This window comes from Cytobacillus sp. FSL K6-0129, from assembly GCF_038007625.1.
Classification (GTDB): Bacteria; Bacillota; Bacilli; order Bacillales; family Cytobacillaceae; genus Cytobacillus; species Cytobacillus kochii.
Genome location: NZ_JBBOXM010000001.1, coordinates 600,192 through 616,947, shown reverse-complemented (window position 1 = coordinate 616,947; position 16,756 = coordinate 600,192). Strand labels below are relative to the sequence as shown.

The window sequence follows — 16,756 nt, the reverse complement described above, 5'->3', positions numbered from 1 at the left end:
GGGGGAACTTTATGAGATACAAGGCAATAATAGTTACACTGTTCATTTCACTCTTGTTTTTATCAGCTTGTTCTTCTCAAAAAACAGCTTCCGGCGAAAAAATATATCAATTAAACTTAAATGTTTCAGCCGGACCTGTACATCCTTTTACCAAACAAGTAGCAGAGCCGTGGGCAGAAATGGTTGAAGAAGAGACGAATGGGATTGTTCAAGTTAATATTTTCCCTAGTGCTGCTTTAGGAGAGCTTTCTTCTGCCTATGAAGATATAAAATCAGGCCTTTATGAAGCTGGAATTGTATCACCAGGTAGACATATAGATACAGACCTTTTCCCGTTAACTATTGGTGATTTGCCTTTTCTAATTGATGACCCCGCAATCGCAGAATCTGTCCTTACTCAATTCAAAGATAAATATATGAAAGATACTTTTAAAGAAGGACAATTTATGTCAATTTCTTCCACTGACGCTTATCAATTATATAGTACTCAACCAATTCGTACGATGAAGGATTTAAAGAAACTGAAGATAGCCGATTCAGTTCTTGAAAGAATCGAGTTATTCAAAGAGTTAGACGCCATACCAGTATCTCTGAATAATACAGAATTATATGAATCTGTTGAAAAAGGCATAGTCGATTCCGTTGCTTACACTGCAGTCGGTGCAAATGGATTCAAATTAGAAGAAGTGAGCCCTTATATGACGAAATTAGATATTGGTGTGGCAACACAAATGTTTATGATGAATCATGATTTTTTAGAGAGCTTACCTGAAGAGATAAAAGAGATGTTTTATGAAAAATTTGGCCCTGCATACGCTAGTTTGATTACAGACCTTTACACACAAAGTGCTGACAAGGCGATAGATACTTTTGAATTGAATGTAAAAGAAGATGGAGGTAAAGTGATCGTTCCTACTGAAGAAGAACTAGCTATGTTTAGAAAACCTGCAAAAATTGTAATGGATCAGTGGGTAGAAATTGCAAATAAGAGAGGCTATCCTGGCGAAGAAATGATGGCGTACTTTACAAGTCTACTTGAAGAAAAAGGGATTATCATTCCAGAATAGTGAAAAGGGGCTACCAAGTGAGCCCCAACATATTTTAATAGTAATGATCATTTGTGATTGGAGGGTTAAAAATGTGGGCGAAAATAATTTCCATATGTAATCAAATCAATAAATGGTTGGCATTCCTCTCATTGATAGTAATGATGATAATTGTTGCCTTTTCAGCTATATCAAGAGGTTTAGGTAGTCCGATTGTCGGTGATGTTGAGCTTGTCCAATTAACAATGGTTACATTGATTGTCGGTGCCCTTTCGTATACTGAATATCATAGAGCTCATATTTCGGTAGGGATTCTAGCAGATCATTTCCCAATAAAAGTTCAATATGTGATTGATTTAATTTCTTCTATATTAATTACTATTTTTGCTTTTTTAGTTGCTTATGTTTTTTTCATCAAATTTGATCTCGCCGAAGCCTCTATCATTCTCAGGATACCTTTTTTCTACTTTAAAGCCCTATTAATATTTGGTTTCATCGGCTGGGGATTTGAATCAATCAAGCAGATTGTTGGTAACATTAAGTTGCTCACACAAGGAAAGTAGGGAGGGGATTCGTTTGGATGTATCTGCTATAGGTGTGCTTGTTTTAGTTTTTGTGTTTATTTTAATGTTTTTAAGAATACCGATTGTAGTAGCAATGGCGGTGCCTGCCTGTATAGGTATTTTAGTCTTAAAAAGTGAAAATGCATTGTTTACTGCTATTGAAAGCATCATTTGGCACCATAGTTATAGCTATACATTAAGTACCATTCCTCTATTTGTATTAATGGGACAATTTTTATATGTTGCTGGATTTAGTGACGAATTATTCACCGCATTCAAGAATTGGTTTGGCAAGCTTAAAGGCGGCTTAGGTATAGCAACCATTGGGGCATCGGCTATGTTTGCCGCTTCATCAGGTTCGAGTTTAGCAACAACAGGTACCATTGGAGTCGTCGCATCAAAAGAAATGCTCAAAGCAGGCTATGCAAAAAGCTTAACAGGTGGATCGATTGTCGCAGGAGGAACATTAGGCATACTTATCCCTCCAAGTACCATGTTCATTCTTTATGGCATGATGACCGAGCAATCTATAGGCAAGTTACTAATGGCAGGCATTGTACCTGGAATTTTATTGACGCTTTTTTTTATGCTAACGATATGGATTAGTATATTGATCAAGCCTAGTTTAGTTTCGGGGACTTATGAGAACAACGTACCTTGGAGTGAAAAAGTTAAATCTTTAAAAACGAATATATGGATTATTTTACTATTTATCCTAGTTATGGGTGGAATATATATCGGATTTTTCACCGCTACAGAAGCAGCTGGTTTTGGGGCATTAGGTGCTTTACTTGTTGCCTTATTAAGAAAAAAACTGACATTCGCTCGATTTCGTGAAGCGATTTTTAGTACAGTAAAAACGACTGGTTTTATTTTCGCTATTGTGATGGGGGCATTTCTCTTAAACTTTATTTTGACGATTACGAGAGTACCGAATCTATTAGCCGACTTTTTATTTAGTAAAGAATTATCACCAACAATGATTTTTTTACTCATTGTGCTTATGTATTTAATTTTAGGAGCCATTATGGATACAATGGCAATGATTGTCGTCACAATCCCAATCATCATGCCAATCATTCAAGCGCTTGAATTTGATTTGATTTGGTTTGGCGTAATTATTGTTCTCCTCGTAGAGATGGCCTTAATTTCACCACCAGTTGGGATGAATTGTTTTGTGTTGAAGGGCGTCGTGGACGACCTTGACCTTCAATCCATATTTAAAGGCGCACTATTGTTCATGATTCCAATTCTATCATTAATAATATTGTTATATATTTTCCCTGAAATCGCCCTATTTCTACCGAATTACGTAAGGTGATTCAATTTTCTTCAAAAGTACATCCAACTTGCTTCAATCAGGGAGAAGGTGAAAATGAAAACGTTTACTACATCTATCTTCTCCCTTCATTTGTATTCAAAATTATAAATTTATGAAATAATTAAAAAATGAATGGAGGTTGAATATATGAAAGTAATTCATTCGGTTACCGGGCCAATTGAAGTCAACAAACTAGGTAAAACACTTATCCATGAACATTTAAGGACAAGAGCAGAAGAAGTCGCTGTTCAATTCCCCCATTTATACAATCATGATGAAGAATATCAATTAGCTTTAGAACAAGTGCTTGGTGTTAAGAAACAAGGGGTACAGACTATTTTTGATCCAAGTGTAATGGGACTAGATCGTGACGTCAGATTTATGCAAAGGGTTTCTAGGGCATCAGGAGTAAATATCATTGCTGCTACAGGTATCTTTACATTTCATTATTTACCGACACGCTTTATGTTCAATGACATCGACTTTATGGTAGAACAATTTGTAAGGGATATTGAAGTAGGCGTTCAAAATAGTGAGATCAAAGCAGGCTTTTTAAAATGTGCAACGGATGTTCCTGGTCTTACTCCTCAAGTAGAAAAAGTTTTAAGAGCAGTCGCTCGGGCACACCTCCGCACAGGAGTACCTATCATGACTCATTCAGTACCCTCCAAAGAAAATGGCCTCACTCAAATTGAAATTTTTGAAGAGGAAGGCGTTCAATTGAATAAAGTCCTAATCGGTCATTGTGGGGACACTGACCAACTGGGTTATCTCGAAAGATTGTTAGATAAAGGGGTTTATATCGGAATGGACCGCTATGGTCTTACCTCTACTTTATCAACAGAAAGACGAAATGCGACAATAAACGCGCTTATTCAAAAAGGATACACTAATAGAATGTTTTTATCACAAGATTATTGTTGTACGACAGATAGATATAAACCTGAAAGTTTTAAAAAGGAAGTATACCCCGATTGGTCAATGACATTTTTATTAGATAAAGTGGTTCCTATGTTGATAGCTGATAGGGTAAGTGTAGAACAAATCCATACGATGCTCTATGAAAATGTGAAAACATGGTTAAATTAATTGAAAATCAACATACCCAAATGTTTCATTAATATCGTTAGATAAGGGGGGATGAGGATGAAGTTATTTGTAACTGGTTTTTCACCTTTGGATGTGTTTGTCGAAGAAGAAATCTCAATAAGGAAACAAAATTTCCAAGAATTAGTAGTACAAAAATTAGAAGCAAAAGATATTTTGAAAAACCCTACCTATATACAAAATGATGATGTATTAATTTGTGGTGCTACCATTTATGAAGAGTTTAAGAAGCGTCATGTTAGAGGGCATTTGATTCCATTTCGCGTACAAACGAATGAATTTCTAAAAGCATTAAATCAAGCCGTACGACTTGGAAATGAAATTAATATTATTAATTATAAAGAAAAGTTTTTTAAGGAAGATTTGTCGGATTTAGAAAATTTATTGAATATAAAGATTAACCAATACTCTTATCCGAATGTAGAGTCCATTGATGATTTAATAGATAAGCTTGTTGCGAACAAACAAAAAAGTGTCATAGGTTCTGGCTTAATTGTCTCTAAAGCTATTAAAAAAGGATTAAGCGGGTTCATTTGGTATGGAAGAGAAAGTGTAAAACAGGCAGTCGATATTGCATTCAATGTATTAGCCGGGAGATTTGAAGAGCAAAGTAATTTAAAACGTCAAGAATATATATTAGAACATTTTAATGAAGGTGTCATTAGTTTAAACGTAACAAACAGAATCCTTCAAATCAATCAAAAAGCAATCGAATTGTTAGATCTACAAAAATATCGAGATTTGAAAGGAATTTCAATCAATGAAATTGGGGAGTTTGGTTTTATTTCTAAAAGCTCAAAACAAAATGTTCTTATCAAGGGGAAATTACTTGATTATAAAAACAAAACTTTATTTTTAAACTCCTTCCCAATCTATGTTAAAGATATTTTTGACGGAACGGTTATCATTATTTCGGACACGGACGAGATACAAAAACATGAAAAGAAAATAAGAAAAAAGTTATATGATCAATCCAATCGCGCCATTTACGACTTTCATGATATTGTCGGTAAGAGTACAGCGATTCAAAAGACAAAGTTAAAGGCCAGAAAGTTTGCGAAAACCGATGCAAATGTTTTAATCATTGGAGAATCAGGAACTGGGAAAGAGCTTTTTGCACAAAGTATACATAATGAAAGCTCTCGCTCATCTGAACCTTTTATTGCAATCAATTGTGCAGCAATCCCGGAAAACTTAATTGAATCAGAGTTTTTTGGTTATACAGAAGGTGCTTTTACAGGCGCAAAAAAAGGGGGAAAAGCAGGTTTATTCGAACTTGCTCATAAAGGTACTGTATTTTTAGATGAATTAGGAGAAATCCCATTAAGCATGCAATCAAAATTATTAAGAATTCTTCAAGAAAAAGTCGTTAGACGTGTGGGAAGTGCTTCGATTATCCCAATAGACGTGAGAATTATTGCTGCTACAAATGTGAACTTGCTTGAAAAAGTGAGGAAAGGTGAGTTTCGTTTAGATTTATTTTATCGTATTAGTGTATTAAATCTTATTTTACCGACATTAAATCAACGCAAAGAAGATTTGGAAGATTTGGTTTTATCTTATACTGCCAAGCGATATCCTCATTTTTCACATACGATAAATGAGCACATTTATGAAATGACAGAACTATTAGCAGAGTACCAGTGGCAGGGAAATATCAGGGAATTGGAAAACAATCTTGAACGATTATTTGCCTACTTAGAGTCACCAATAAAGTTGACTAGAAAAGAGTTAATGAATTATTTAATTGAAACATTAGAGGATAATGACTTTTCACAATTAAGTGCTGACCTTTATGCCGAAAATACGTCATATCAAGATCTAATAAAAAAGGCAGAGATGAGTACAATCAAAGATGTGCTAAATAAAACAAATGGGAACAAAAGTGAGGCAGCAAAATTACTAGGGATCAGCAGAAGTACATTATGGCGGAAGTTAAATGAAGAAGAATTAATTTGAATATAATCATCGTCGAATCTTAACGCTCCCAATGTTGCAAAATTCATCATATTGGTTCGAATATGATACATATAAAATAAGCTGTGTCATCTAATCACTACTTTTTAAATTGGCATAAATATTGCAACTTAATCTTATATTAACAATGCTAAATAAAGGGGAGATTAAGGATGCGATTATTAGGGATTTCTGGAACAATAACAGGCTCGAAAACGTTAGTCGTAGTAAATAAAGTATTAGATGAATTAAAATCAATTCACCCTGAAATAGAAGTAGAGTTACTAGACTTAAAGAATTTTGACCTGCAATTTTGTGATGGCAGACATCCTTCTGATTACAATGATGATACAAAAAAAGTGATTGAAACCATCACTTACGCTGATTTTTATGTTATCGGATCACCTATTTTTCAAGGATCGATAACAGGCGTACTTAAAAATTTGTTTGATTTAGTTCCTCCAGATGTATTTCGTAACAAAGTCATGGGATTTATTGCGACAGGAGGAACATATCAACATTATCTCGTAATTGAAAATCAATTAAAACCGATTGCAGGCTATTTTCGTGCATATGTATCTCCAAGCTATGTGTACGCACATATTGATCATTTCAATCATAAGAACGAACTAATTGATAAAGATGTCTTATTAAGAGTGAAAAACTTAGCCAGTGAACTGGCTTATATGAATCAAGCATTATCTAAAACACAATATATTAAATAGGAAGAGACTCAATAAGAAGATAGCGATTACTCAAAATCAAACAGCCTATCTCCGCATGTAGTAGCGCTTATTTTCATCTTATTGTTAGACATCATCATATTTTCAAAAGAGGTTGGGACATAAGTATTCTAGCTAAGGATTGATCCGAGTGATTAGGCGTATCTAACATCTAATCATTCGGATTTTTTGTAATGATTTCCTTATATGATGTAAATAGTGAAATGGGAAAGCTGCGACCCCGCAAGCAATGCCGTGGAAGCTCAGCCCCTTATCTCGGAAAGCGAGTGTCTGTAGCACAATGGTAAGGACTTTTTTGCAAATGATGTTCTTAAGATCATCATTTGTTACTGATTGTTTTTAAGGTTAGCTCATTTAGTGATTACCCAGCCCCTTTATTGAGTACTCCCACATAAGCAAAGGTAAAAATTGTAATGAGCTAAACTAAAGGGTACGGACTGACATGAAATCTAAAGGTAGCAAACGACAAACGAATGCAGAGTGATAGAGAAAAAGCTTATATTCTTTTCTTGATAGATATGACTATTCACCAATTTAAAGATAAACAGGCGAATAGTCCGAAGCCATTGCCTCAAACATTCAAAAGGGGATGGCATGCAAAACAAACTTTATAGGGGTATTATTGAAATATAGACACTTTTTGTAAATGTTTAAATGAATCATCTTGATTAATCCTTTCCAAGTAGATATTGGTAGTCGATATATCTGCATGTCCAGCCCAATCTTTGACAACGGCAAGGGGGACATCGTTTTCGAGCAACATCGTAACAAATGTATGTCTGAACCAATGCGGGGAGATATTTGATTGTTTTCCTGCTAAGGTAACGGCTTCTTTTACAATTTTATACAAGGCAGGATAGGACAAGCGCTTTGGATCTGTCTCAATATCATTTTTATTGTAGAGGGAGAAGAAGAGAGGCGTTGTATCATTGCTATTCCATTCTATCGGTGCACAAATACTTTCTCGATAAGTAAAGAGAACTTCTTTTACTTCTCCTCGAATGGGTATGGAACGATGCTTTTTTCCTTTTCCTAACACATCAGCATAAAGTGCTCCTCTACGGTTAATACGAAAACTTCCCCAGTTCAAGCTTAATAACTCACTGGCACGCATACCGGTTGTATAAAGTAAATATCCAATTAATAAGTTGCGATTTTGCAAGGCCTCTCGATTTTTCTTTGCTTTTACAACTTGGGGAAAGCAGGCTATCAAATGTTCAGCATCATGAGGTGTTAGTTCTCGTACTTGACCGCTATCCGGTTGGGCAAAATGCCCTTTTTTACTAGAAGGTTTCGAAACCCACGTAGATAAATGTGCGACATAAAATTGTGTCTCATAGCCAAAGTCTAATATTCTCCGAAAAAATTCTAATTTTCTAATTGCCGATTTTGGTGCATATTTTTCATTAATATAATGATTATAGGCTTTCACTTCTGGAAAACCGATATCTCTAAATCCAAGCTGATGATCATTCATAAAAATTAATAATGTTTTTGCATCTGTACGATAAGCTTTCAAAGTATGGGGAGATAACTCTTTATTACTTGTAAAAATCTTTACGACAAAAAACATTTCAAGTAATTCTTGATCACTTGCATTTTTCAAGCTGAGATTTCGATTGGAATCTAGTAAGTTACTAGATGCTAGCCGATTTTGTAATTGCCGTAAATAATCTTCATTTGAAATGGTATGTAATAAAATTAATTCATCCATAAGAAGGAACTCCTTTATAATTAACAATAATTATATTATGTATAGTAAAGATAATGCGTAATTATCTTTACTTATATATTATCATAGAAATCTATGAAAATAAAATTATATTTTTCCAGTAATTAGGATGCTTGAGAATCGCCCTCAGACGAAATTATCTTTTTTTTAATAGGTATTTACTCATTCGTTTCTTATAAAATATCTCTTGGTATAAAGGGATATTATTCAGATAAATGAAAGAATCAGATTTCAAAAATATTATTAGTAAATATAATAAAATATTATAATTAATGAGATTTAGCTAAAAACCACTAGGAGGGATGAAATCAAAAAGAAGTGGCAATGTGCTAGGTATGGAATCGGAAGGCGTCGATTTTGCTTCTACAAAGGAGAGCTTTTTGTTCATTAATTGTACATATGTAAGCCAGGAATAAGTTGGCTATTTTCCCTAAGTTCATTTTTACATGTATTTTGATTATAAAAAACAATGTTTTGCATAAATGCCCTACGATTCGAGCAAGTGTACCACTGGAAATCTTAATTTCCAGTGGTACATGCAAGCTCCCTTATAGTCGAACAGAAGAAGGCATGATATATCTATGTCTTTCATCTCTCTTATAATTGTCAATAAAAAGCGCCAAAATGGGATTAAGAATAAGTTTTATGTTCCTTCAAATAAGGGACTAATCCACCTTCATTTAGTATCTTTACCATTACCTCAGGGATTTGTGTCCCCTCATATACTTCATTTTTTGATAAGTTTGTCACTTTTCCGTTCTTTAAATCTACTTCTACTTCATTATTCATATTGATAGAGTGATCCTTCACTTCAATAACAGGCAAGCCAATGTTGATTGCGTTGCGGAAGAAAATGCGCGCAAAGGATTGCGCAACAACGGCAGAGATCCCTGCTTTTTTTAACGCAAGAGGGGCCTGTTCTCTTGATGAGCCACAGCCGAAGTTGCTTCCTCCCACGATGATGTCACCTTGTTTTACTCTTGTGCGAAACTCAGGATCTAAATCTTCAAGGACATGATCGGCTAAGTCTTGTAAATTTAGTGTTTTAGTGTATTTTCCGGGTATAATCCGGTCAGTATCGATATTATCTCCGTATACATGTGTTTGACCTTTAATAATCAAGAAAATGCCTCCTTTAGTGTTGTAGGGTCAGTGATTTTTCCATTCAAGGCGGAGGCTGCAACAGTTGCTGGAGATGCTAAGTATACATTGGAGTGACGATTTCCCATTCTACCTTGAAAGTTACGATTTGTCGCCGAAATAACGTTTTCTCCGTTCCCTGGTACCCCTTGGTGCGTCCCAACACATGGCCCGCAGCCTGAAGATATGAAGGATGCACCTGCTGCAGTTAAGATCTCCACAGTCCCATCCTTTAGTGCATCTAGTAATACCTTTTGCGATGCGGGAGCAATGATTAGACGAACATCTGGATGAATATGCCTTCCTTTTAAAATCTCTGCTGCCGCATGTAAATCTTGCAATCTGCCATTTGTGCAACTTCCGATAAAAGCCATTTGGATAGGTGTGTTAATGGCTTCAGCAATATCTCTTACATTGTCTGGAGAATGAGGGATGGCAATTTCAGGATTAATTTGGCTGACATTAAATAAAAACTCTTTTTCATACGCTGCATCCTCATCACCATATATATGATCAAAATCGTATGGAAGCTCTAATCCTGTAGTATCAACAAAACAAGCTTTAGCTCCCATTTCAATGGCCATATTGGAAAGAGTCATCCGGTCATCAAGTGAAAGTAATTCGACTGCAGGGCCTGTGAATTCGATTGCTTTATAGGTTGCACCTTCAATTCCTAACTGACCGACGATATATAAAATTAAGTCTTTAGCAGACACACCTCGTTGCAGCTTTCCATTCAAAGTGATTTTGAATGAAGCAGGTACTTTTAGCCAAGTTTGCCCTGTCAACATGACTCCTGCCAAATCGGTTGAACCCACACCTGTAGCAAAGGCACCCAATGCACCATATGTACAAGTATGGGAGTCCGCTCCTAAAAATAATTGACCTGGCTTCACATGATGATTTTCTACCATCAGCTGATGACATATGCCTTCACCGATATCGTAAAGCTTTATATTCTGAGCTTTCGCAAACTCTCTCATGAATGTATGAAGATTTGCGATTTTTTCGTTAGGCGCTGGTGCAGCATGGTCAATAATAAGGAAAACCTTTTTTGCATCCCATACCTTCCATCCACCCATATCCTGAAAGGCCTTAATTGTAAGAGGGGCAGTTGTGTCGGTAGCCATCACACCATCGACATTGACAATTGCAATTTCATTTTGCTTAACTTGTTTATTTGCATGTGCTGATACGATTTTTTCAATAATGGTTTGTCCCATAATGAATCATCCTCCTAATTTTTGATAACCCATCATAGCTGATAATTTTTTTGCTGACTGTATGGCTGCTTTTATAAATAACTGTTTATTATTATCTAGCCTTGCTGATAGCCCTGAGATAGAGAGTCCGCCAATTAGCTGCTGCTGGCTATTTAAAATGGGGGTGGAAATCGCAAATGCTCCGATAATTCGTTCATCCATGCTGAAGGCAAATCCCTGCTCCTGGAAAAGTAAGAGGTCTTTTTTTAATTCTGTTGTTTCATTCTTCGTCAATCCGGATCCTTCAATAACTTCTTCAATTAGTTCGTCTTTAGAAAAGGCAAGCAGCAGTTTACCTGAAGCCCCTTTATAAAGAGGGTAAGGAATGCCTAAGTTGATAAACTGTCGAATATCTTCCTTTCCCTCTAATTTCTCAATACATATTCTCGAAGCTCCTTGTATGATATTCAAACTTATTGTTTCTTTCGTAATCTCATTAAGCTCATTCATGATAGGCAGGGCCATTTTTCTTAAATCTAGATTTTCAGTAACAATCTGGGCGAAATGTATAAAAGGTAGACCAAGTCGGTAAGTATTCATAGCTGCATTTTTATTAATCAGTTCTTTTTTCATCAAAGAAGAGAGTAATCGAAAGACCGTTGTCCGATTCAGCCCTGTGCGTTTGACGATATCATTGAGTGAAAGCTCCGGTGTTCGTGTTGTGAAGCAATATAATAGTTCAATCGCTCTTTCAACAGATTGAACCGTTTCAGTTTCATTTGTTTTCAATTTTTAATCCCCTTATTACATATTATGAACAACATGTTCACGATACGAACATACAAACATCGTAAGGGAAGTATTAGGAGAAGTCAATACAATTATCAGATTTATTAAAATTTAAAATTAATTCAAAACTTTTTAATGAAATTCATTGACTTAAAAATTTAAATAGTGATAGAATTTATAAAAAATAGAACATGTTTCATAATATGGAACAATAGAAGGTGTCTGAATGGAATATCAACAAGTTTTAAGTGAGTACGCAATCAAATTTCAACTTCATAATGCATCAGAAGAAGTAAAACGGAGAGCGAAATTAATCATTCTTGATTCAATAACTGCCATTATCCATGGAAATCAGTCTTCACATATGCTCAAGCTACAAGAGGATATCAGTCAGAATGAAGCCAATAAAGGCTACGCAACTATTGTAGGCAGACAAGCTTCTATTAACCCTCAGATGGCAGCCTTTATTAATGGGATTGCAATGGTGAGTGAGGAGATGGATGAAGGTAATCCGATAGCAAAAGGGCATCCAAGTTGTCACTTCTTTCCTTCTTTATTGGCCTATGCTGAAACGAGTCACTGCAATGGAAGAAGTTTTTTAGAAAGCTTTATACTCGCCTATGAGATTGCAACTAGAGCAGGGGCAGCTATTACCTTGCGCGACGACATACATCCCCATGGAAATTGGGGAGTAATTGGGGCTATATTTGCTTTAGGTAAACTGAAAAACTATCATGCAAGTGATTACGAGCGAGGATTTTATTTAAGTAGCTCATTGCCTAATGTATCTTTATGGCAGCCTGTGTTAGAAGGTCATCGGTTACGGGATGTATACATTGGTTTGAACAATATGCATTCATTTTTAATTGACCATCTTATTACAGCTGGTTTTTCGAGCAGTCCTAACGCTATGAAGCAAATTTATGGTGATGGAATATTAGGAAAGCGTTTTCAAAGCGAAAAATTAATAGAAAATCTTGGCGTTGAATACTACTTGCTGAAAACTTATTTCAAATTTTATGACTTTTGTCGTTTTTGCCACTCTCCTATGGATGGAGTAATTAAACTATTAAAAATGGAAACAATCCTCCCTAAAGATGTGAAGAGAGTAGATATCTTTACCTATTCAATGGCAGCTAGGCTAAATAATCAAAATGTGAAAAATCCATATGCAGGCAAATTTTCTATACCTTATGCTGTGGCAAGCTTATTTTATCCAAAGGAAAGTCAGAACGAAGAGAGGCTCAATTTTACCAAGAAAGTATTTGTTCATGAGGATGTTAATATGACAAAATTGCTTCCTGACCAACGCGATTCACGTGTTGTACTTAAAATGGTAAATCAACAGCAATTTACGATGACTGTTAGTGGAGCTAGCGGAGATGCTCATGAGGTAGGACTTGAACAAAAAGTAATAGAAAAAAGCGAAAGAACTTTAGGAAAGGTTCTTAGCTGTCAGCGTGCAAAGGATCTTATAGAAAAAATTCTTTCTTTAGAAGAATTGGAAGATATATCAACAATCACAGAATTGCTGAGACCAGCTCATTAATTATTGCAAAATAAAAAATATTGTAAATAAATATGACATCTTAGTTGTCAATTTATTTTATAGTGTTACTATGATAATTAAATGAAACTAGTTTCACAATATGGAACAAATTGGAGGATTCAACATTATGTGGGATGCTGAGTTAGATGTAGTTGTAGCAGGGGCTGGTGGTTGCGGCTTGGTGGCTGCATTAGCAGCAGCTGAAAAAGGCTTAGAGGTAGGAGTTTTTGAAAAAACAGATTTTGTTTTGGGCAATACAGCTGCCAGTGCCGGAATGATTCCTGCAGCGAATACAAGATTTCAGAAAGAGGAAGGAATTTTTGAGACAGCAGAAGAGATGACAGAGGATATCTTAAGGAAAAATCATCATGAAAGTGACTATGATTTAACCTTAGCTTTATGTAAAGAATCGGGCCCATTAATTGAGTGGATGGCAGATACGTTGCAAATTCAGCTTTCACTTGTAAAAGAGTTTAAATATCCTGGTCAAAGGAATTTTCGAATGCATGCACCGCCCTCGAGATCAGGATTAGAACTAATAAAAAAGCTTAAACAAGCTGTTGCAAAGCGGGACAACATATACTTGCTATTAAAATCAGAGGTAAATGAATTAATAACAAATGAGAACAAAGAAGTCATTGGAATAGAAGTAAAAACAGATGATGGTGTCCAGCGAATTAAAGCAAAAAAAGTCATACTAGCAACAAATGGGTTTGGGGCAAATAAAGAAATGGTACGTAAATATATTCCTGAAATAGCAGATGCGCTCTATTTTGGTTATGAAGCAAATACAGGTGATGCTATTAGGATGGGCGAGAAAGTAGAGGCATCATTTGCCTCCTTAACAAGTTATCAAGGGCACTCTGCTGTTGCAAAATCACAAGGTATTTTAGTTACATGGGGAACGGTTATGATGGGTGGATTTATGGTCAATCAAAATGGTGAGCGATTTGGCGATGAATCTCATGGATACTCAGAATTCGCTGTGCAAGTATTAAGTCAGCCTGGCCAATGCGGATATATTATTTTCGATCAGCATATATACGATCAATTGATTAGTATTGAAGATTTTAACCAGCTTGTTGGGATGAAAGCTTTTAAAACAAGTGATTCGATTGATAAGTTAGCGAAGTTGTTAGGTTTGCCTGCAGAAAATCTACAAAAAACTTTCGAATCAGTTGATGTAGCTGTTGATGAAGGCAGAGATGCATATGGAAGAGCAGAATGGCCGAAGAAGCTTACCCCAACTTATTATGCGATCAAGGTATCGCCTGCTCTTTTTCATACACAAGGAGGTTTGCAAATAAATTCCAATGCACAGGTGATAAATAAGAATGGTAATTCTATTAGGAATTTATATGCAGGCGGAGGGGCAGCGGTTGGAATTTCAGGTAACCATTCTTATGGTTATATGTCAGGAAACGGCCTCTTAGCTGCATTAGGTTTCGGGAAAATTGCCGGAGACCATGCGGCACTATCAATTTTAAATGAAGGGATAGAAATATTATGACTAGACCATGGGAAGATATGTTGACTGAGGTAGATAGAATGGTAATTCAAAAAGGAGGATATGGAAAAAAGAGAGGATTAGGGAAAAAGCCTGCTCTTGTTATTATAGATATTCAACATAACTATGTAGGGGCAAACCTTCCGATAGCAGATCAGCTTGAAACATGGCCAAGTGGGGGAGGTGCAAAGGCATGGGAATCGATCGAGAAAATAAAGAAAATGAAAAAGCTGACAGATCAATTAAATATACCAACAATCTATACAAGGAATGTGCAGAAGAAAACCATCAATTTTGATTCATTTGCGGTTAAAGCTGAACGAGATAATTCTAAGTACATTGACGGAAGGCCTGAGGCACAAATTGTTTCTGAACTTGAGCCAGAAAGCAAGGATCTTGTTGTTGATAAAAGCTATGCAAGCGCCTTTTTTGGTACGCCACTGATTAGTTATCTAGTAAAAATGGGCGTCGATACATTGATTATTGTAGGTGGTTCGACGAGTGGATGTGTCCGTGCAACAGCCGTAGATGCAGTCACGCATAATTTCAATGTGGCTGTTGTTGAGGACTGTGTTTATGATCGGATCGAACTGTCTCATAAAGCCGGTCTACTTGATCTATGGATGAAGTATTGCGACGTATCACCGTCAGAAGAAATTTACGATTATCTAAAACAATTTTAAGAAGGAGGAGTTAAAGTTGAAGGTTAATCAACTGATTAAAAATGGGTTAGTCGTCTTCCCTAAAGAAGGAGTTAAGGCGGTTGATATCGGTGTCATTAATGGTAAAATTGCTGGTATTTATAATCAGAACACAGAGATAGAAGCTGATGAAGTAATTGATGCAAACCGTTTACATGTGTTCCCTGGAGTGATCGATGCCCACCAGCATCTAGGAATCTATAACTCAATTGAAAAAGATTTTCTTGATACGAAACAGCATGCCGTTGGAGGTATTACAACGATTGTCAATTATGATCGGCAACCAGTTAGCTATTTAGATTTTTTTCCTAAAGTACAAGATATCGGTGAAAAACATAGTTATATTGACTTTACATATAGCTTAGGTATTTTGACAGAACAGCACATTGATGAGCTTGAAGAGACGGTTACACGTTTCGGGCTAACATCATTTAAGTTTTTTAGGAATTATGAACGACAATTAAATGATAAATTCAAAATATCCAATGGCATTAACTTATCTTCTTATGATTTAATGCGTCTTCTGGAGAAGTTTAAATCTATCTCTCCTAAACTGCTATTAGCGATTCATTGCGAGAATATGGATATTAATCGCAGTTTGATTAAGAAGTATAAAGAAGAAGGTGCGGAAGAAGGATTAAAAACATGGTCTCTTACAAGCCCTGGTTTTGCGGAAGCAGAATCATTACTAAGCACATTGTATATTAATTCCATTGTTGGTGGAAATGTTTTTATTGTGCATTTGACGTCAGGTGCTAGTATCGATGTGCTTGAAAAGATGCCTTGGCTACTTGAAAAAGGGGTAAAGGTAGAAACTTGTCCCCATTATTTGAACTTAACAGAAGAATCTTCAACTGGATTAAAAGCAAAAGTAGGTCCACCTATTCATGGTCAATACGATTCAGATCGTTTATGGGAGGGGATTAAGGAAGGAATTGTGAATGCAATTGGAACAGACCATGTGCCTGGATCACTTGCAACCAAATTTTCTAAAGGGAATGGAGTATTTGAAGCAGAGTACGGATTCCCAAGTGCTGGTGCACTATTGCCAATGATGATTACTGAAGGTCATATGAAAAGAGGAATTCCGCTTGAAAGAATTGCTGATATCACTTCCTATCAAGTAGCTGAATCGTTTAATTTGGAAAATAAGGGGCGAATTGAAATAGGAGCAGATGCTGATTTCGCCATTGTGGATTTAGCTAAAGCCAAAACGATTTCGCCAGAAGTACTTCATTCGAATTCAGATTATTCTATATTTGATGGATTTGAGACCGTAGGATGGCCAGTGTATACCATCAGTAGAGGAGAAGTAATCGTAAACAATGGAATACCAACAAAGGAAAGTGGTAGAGGTAAATTCGTTAGAAGGTCCATTTAATGATAAAAGTGGGGGATGG

General features: G+C 35.9%; 14 protein-coding genes. 10 read left to right on the top strand and 4 right to left on the bottom strand.

The window, feature by feature from the left end; translation table 11 throughout:
- Positions 1-11 precede the first annotated feature (11 nt).
- The 6 genes from MHI57_RS03000 to MHI57_RS02975 all read left to right on the top strand — a co-directional run bounded on the left by MHI57_RS03000 (position 12) and on the right by MHI57_RS02975 (position 6,718).
- The gene (locus MHI57_RS03000) at positions 12-1,067 is read left to right on the top strand and encodes a TRAP transporter substrate-binding protein (RefSeq protein WP_340974895.1); all 1,056 of its coding nucleotides are present in this window, start codon (positions 12-14) and stop codon (positions 1,065-1,067) included.
- Positions 1,068-1,138: 71 nt separating this feature from the next.
- Entirely contained in the window at positions 1,139-1,609 is a 471-nt protein-coding gene (locus MHI57_RS02995) for a TRAP transporter small permease (RefSeq protein ID WP_340974893.1), read from the top strand.
- Positions 1,610-1,622: 13 nt separating this feature from the next.
- A complete protein-coding gene (locus MHI57_RS02990; RefSeq protein WP_095373288.1) occupies positions 1,623-2,930 on the top strand; it encodes a TRAP transporter large permease in 1,308 nt (435 codons plus the stop codon).
- A gap of 147 nt (positions 2,931-3,077) precedes the next feature.
- Positions 3,078-4,019, top strand: a complete 942-nt coding sequence (locus MHI57_RS02985) for a phosphotriesterase family protein (RefSeq protein WP_340974891.1) — start codon at positions 3,078-3,080, stop codon at positions 4,017-4,019.
- Positions 4,020-4,076: 57 nt separating this feature from the next.
- A complete protein-coding gene (locus MHI57_RS02980) occupies positions 4,077-5,996 on the top strand; it encodes a sigma 54-interacting transcriptional regulator (protein WP_340974888.1) in 1,920 nt (639 codons plus the stop codon).
- Between the two features lie 170 nt (positions 5,997-6,166).
- Complete coding sequence (locus MHI57_RS02975) at positions 6,167-6,718, top strand: NADPH-dependent FMN reductase (RefSeq protein WP_340974886.1); 552 nt, start codon at positions 6,167-6,169, stop codon at positions 6,716-6,718.
- Positions 6,719-7,355: 637 nt separating this feature from the next.
- On the opposite strand, the gene MHI57_RS02970 is transcribed toward MHI57_RS02975, so the two are convergent.
- From MHI57_RS02970 to MHI57_RS02955, 4 genes are all read right to left on the bottom strand, one after another.
- A complete protein-coding gene (locus MHI57_RS02970; protein ID WP_307313929.1) occupies positions 7,356-8,450 on the bottom strand; it encodes a tyrosine-type recombinase/integrase in 1,095 nt (364 codons plus the stop codon).
- 648 nt (positions 8,451-9,098) lie between these two features.
- Positions 9,099-9,590, bottom strand: coding sequence for a 3-isopropylmalate dehydratase small subunit (locus tag MHI57_RS02965; RefSeq protein ID WP_307313932.1), 492 nt, complete (start codon positions 9,588-9,590; stop codon positions 9,099-9,101).
- A complete protein-coding gene (locus tag MHI57_RS02960; protein WP_340974881.1) occupies positions 9,587-10,831 on the bottom strand; it encodes a 3-isopropylmalate dehydratase large subunit in 1,245 nt (414 codons plus the stop codon). The genes MHI57_RS02965 and MHI57_RS02960 overlap by 4 nt, the downstream gene beginning before the upstream one ends.
- A gap of 6 nt (positions 10,832-10,837) precedes the next feature.
- Entirely contained in the window at positions 10,838-11,599 is a 762-nt protein-coding gene (locus tag MHI57_RS02955; RefSeq protein WP_340974878.1) for an IclR family transcriptional regulator, read from the bottom strand.
- A gap of 226 nt (positions 11,600-11,825) precedes the next feature.
- Here MHI57_RS02955 and MHI57_RS02950 point away from each other — a divergent pair, with 226 nt between their 5' ends.
- From MHI57_RS02950 to MHI57_RS02935, 4 genes are all read left to right on the top strand, one after another.
- Entirely contained in the window at positions 11,826-13,148 is a 1,323-nt protein-coding gene (locus MHI57_RS02950; protein WP_340974875.1) for an MmgE/PrpD family protein, read from the top strand.
- Positions 13,149-13,275: 127 nt separating this feature from the next.
- Entirely contained in the window at positions 13,276-14,658 is a 1,383-nt protein-coding gene (locus MHI57_RS02945; protein ID WP_307313942.1) for an FAD-dependent oxidoreductase, read from the top strand.
- Entirely contained in the window at positions 14,655-15,338 is a 684-nt protein-coding gene (locus tag MHI57_RS02940; protein WP_340974873.1) for an isochorismatase family protein, read from the top strand. Before MHI57_RS02945 ends, MHI57_RS02940 begins: the two co-directional genes overlap by 4 nt.
- Before the next feature lie 16 nt (positions 15,339-15,354).
- Positions 15,355-16,737 carry a dihydroorotase gene (locus tag MHI57_RS02935; protein WP_340974870.1) on the top strand — a complete coding sequence of 461 codons (1,383 nt, stop codon included), beginning with the start codon at positions 15,355-15,357 and terminating at the stop codon, positions 16,735-16,737.
- Positions 16,738-16,756: the final 19 nt, after the last annotated feature.

Coding starts and splice junctions, on each gene's coding strand:
- MHI57_RS03000 (WP_340974895.1), top strand. CDS start 12: ATGAGATACAAGGCAATAATAGTTACACTGTTCATTTCACTCTTGTTT.
- MHI57_RS02995 (WP_340974893.1), top strand. CDS start 1,139: ATGTGGGCGAAAATAATTTCCATATGTAATCAAATCAATAAATGGTTG.
- MHI57_RS02985 (WP_340974891.1), top strand. CDS start 3,078: ATGAAAGTAATTCATTCGGTTACCGGGCCAATTGAAGTCAACAAACTA.
- MHI57_RS02980 (WP_340974888.1), top strand. CDS start 4,077: ATGAAGTTATTTGTAACTGGTTTTTCACCTTTGGATGTGTTTGTCGAA.
- MHI57_RS02975 (WP_340974886.1), top strand. CDS start 6,167: ATGCGATTATTAGGGATTTCTGGAACAATAACAGGCTCGAAAACGTTA.
- MHI57_RS02970 (WP_307313929.1), bottom strand. CDS start 8,450: ATGGATGAATTAATTTTATTACATACCATTTCAAATGAAGATTATTTA.
- MHI57_RS02960 (WP_340974881.1), bottom strand. CDS start 10,831: ATGGGACAAACCATTATTGAAAAAATCGTATCAGCACATGCAAATAAA.
- MHI57_RS02950 (WP_340974875.1), top strand. CDS start 11,826: ATGGAATATCAACAAGTTTTAAGTGAGTACGCAATCAAATTTCAACTT.
- MHI57_RS02945 (WP_307313942.1), top strand. CDS start 13,276: ATGTGGGATGCTGAGTTAGATGTAGTTGTAGCAGGGGCTGGTGGTTGC.
- MHI57_RS02940 (WP_340974873.1), top strand. CDS start 14,655: ATGACTAGACCATGGGAAGATATGTTGACTGAGGTAGATAGAATGGTA.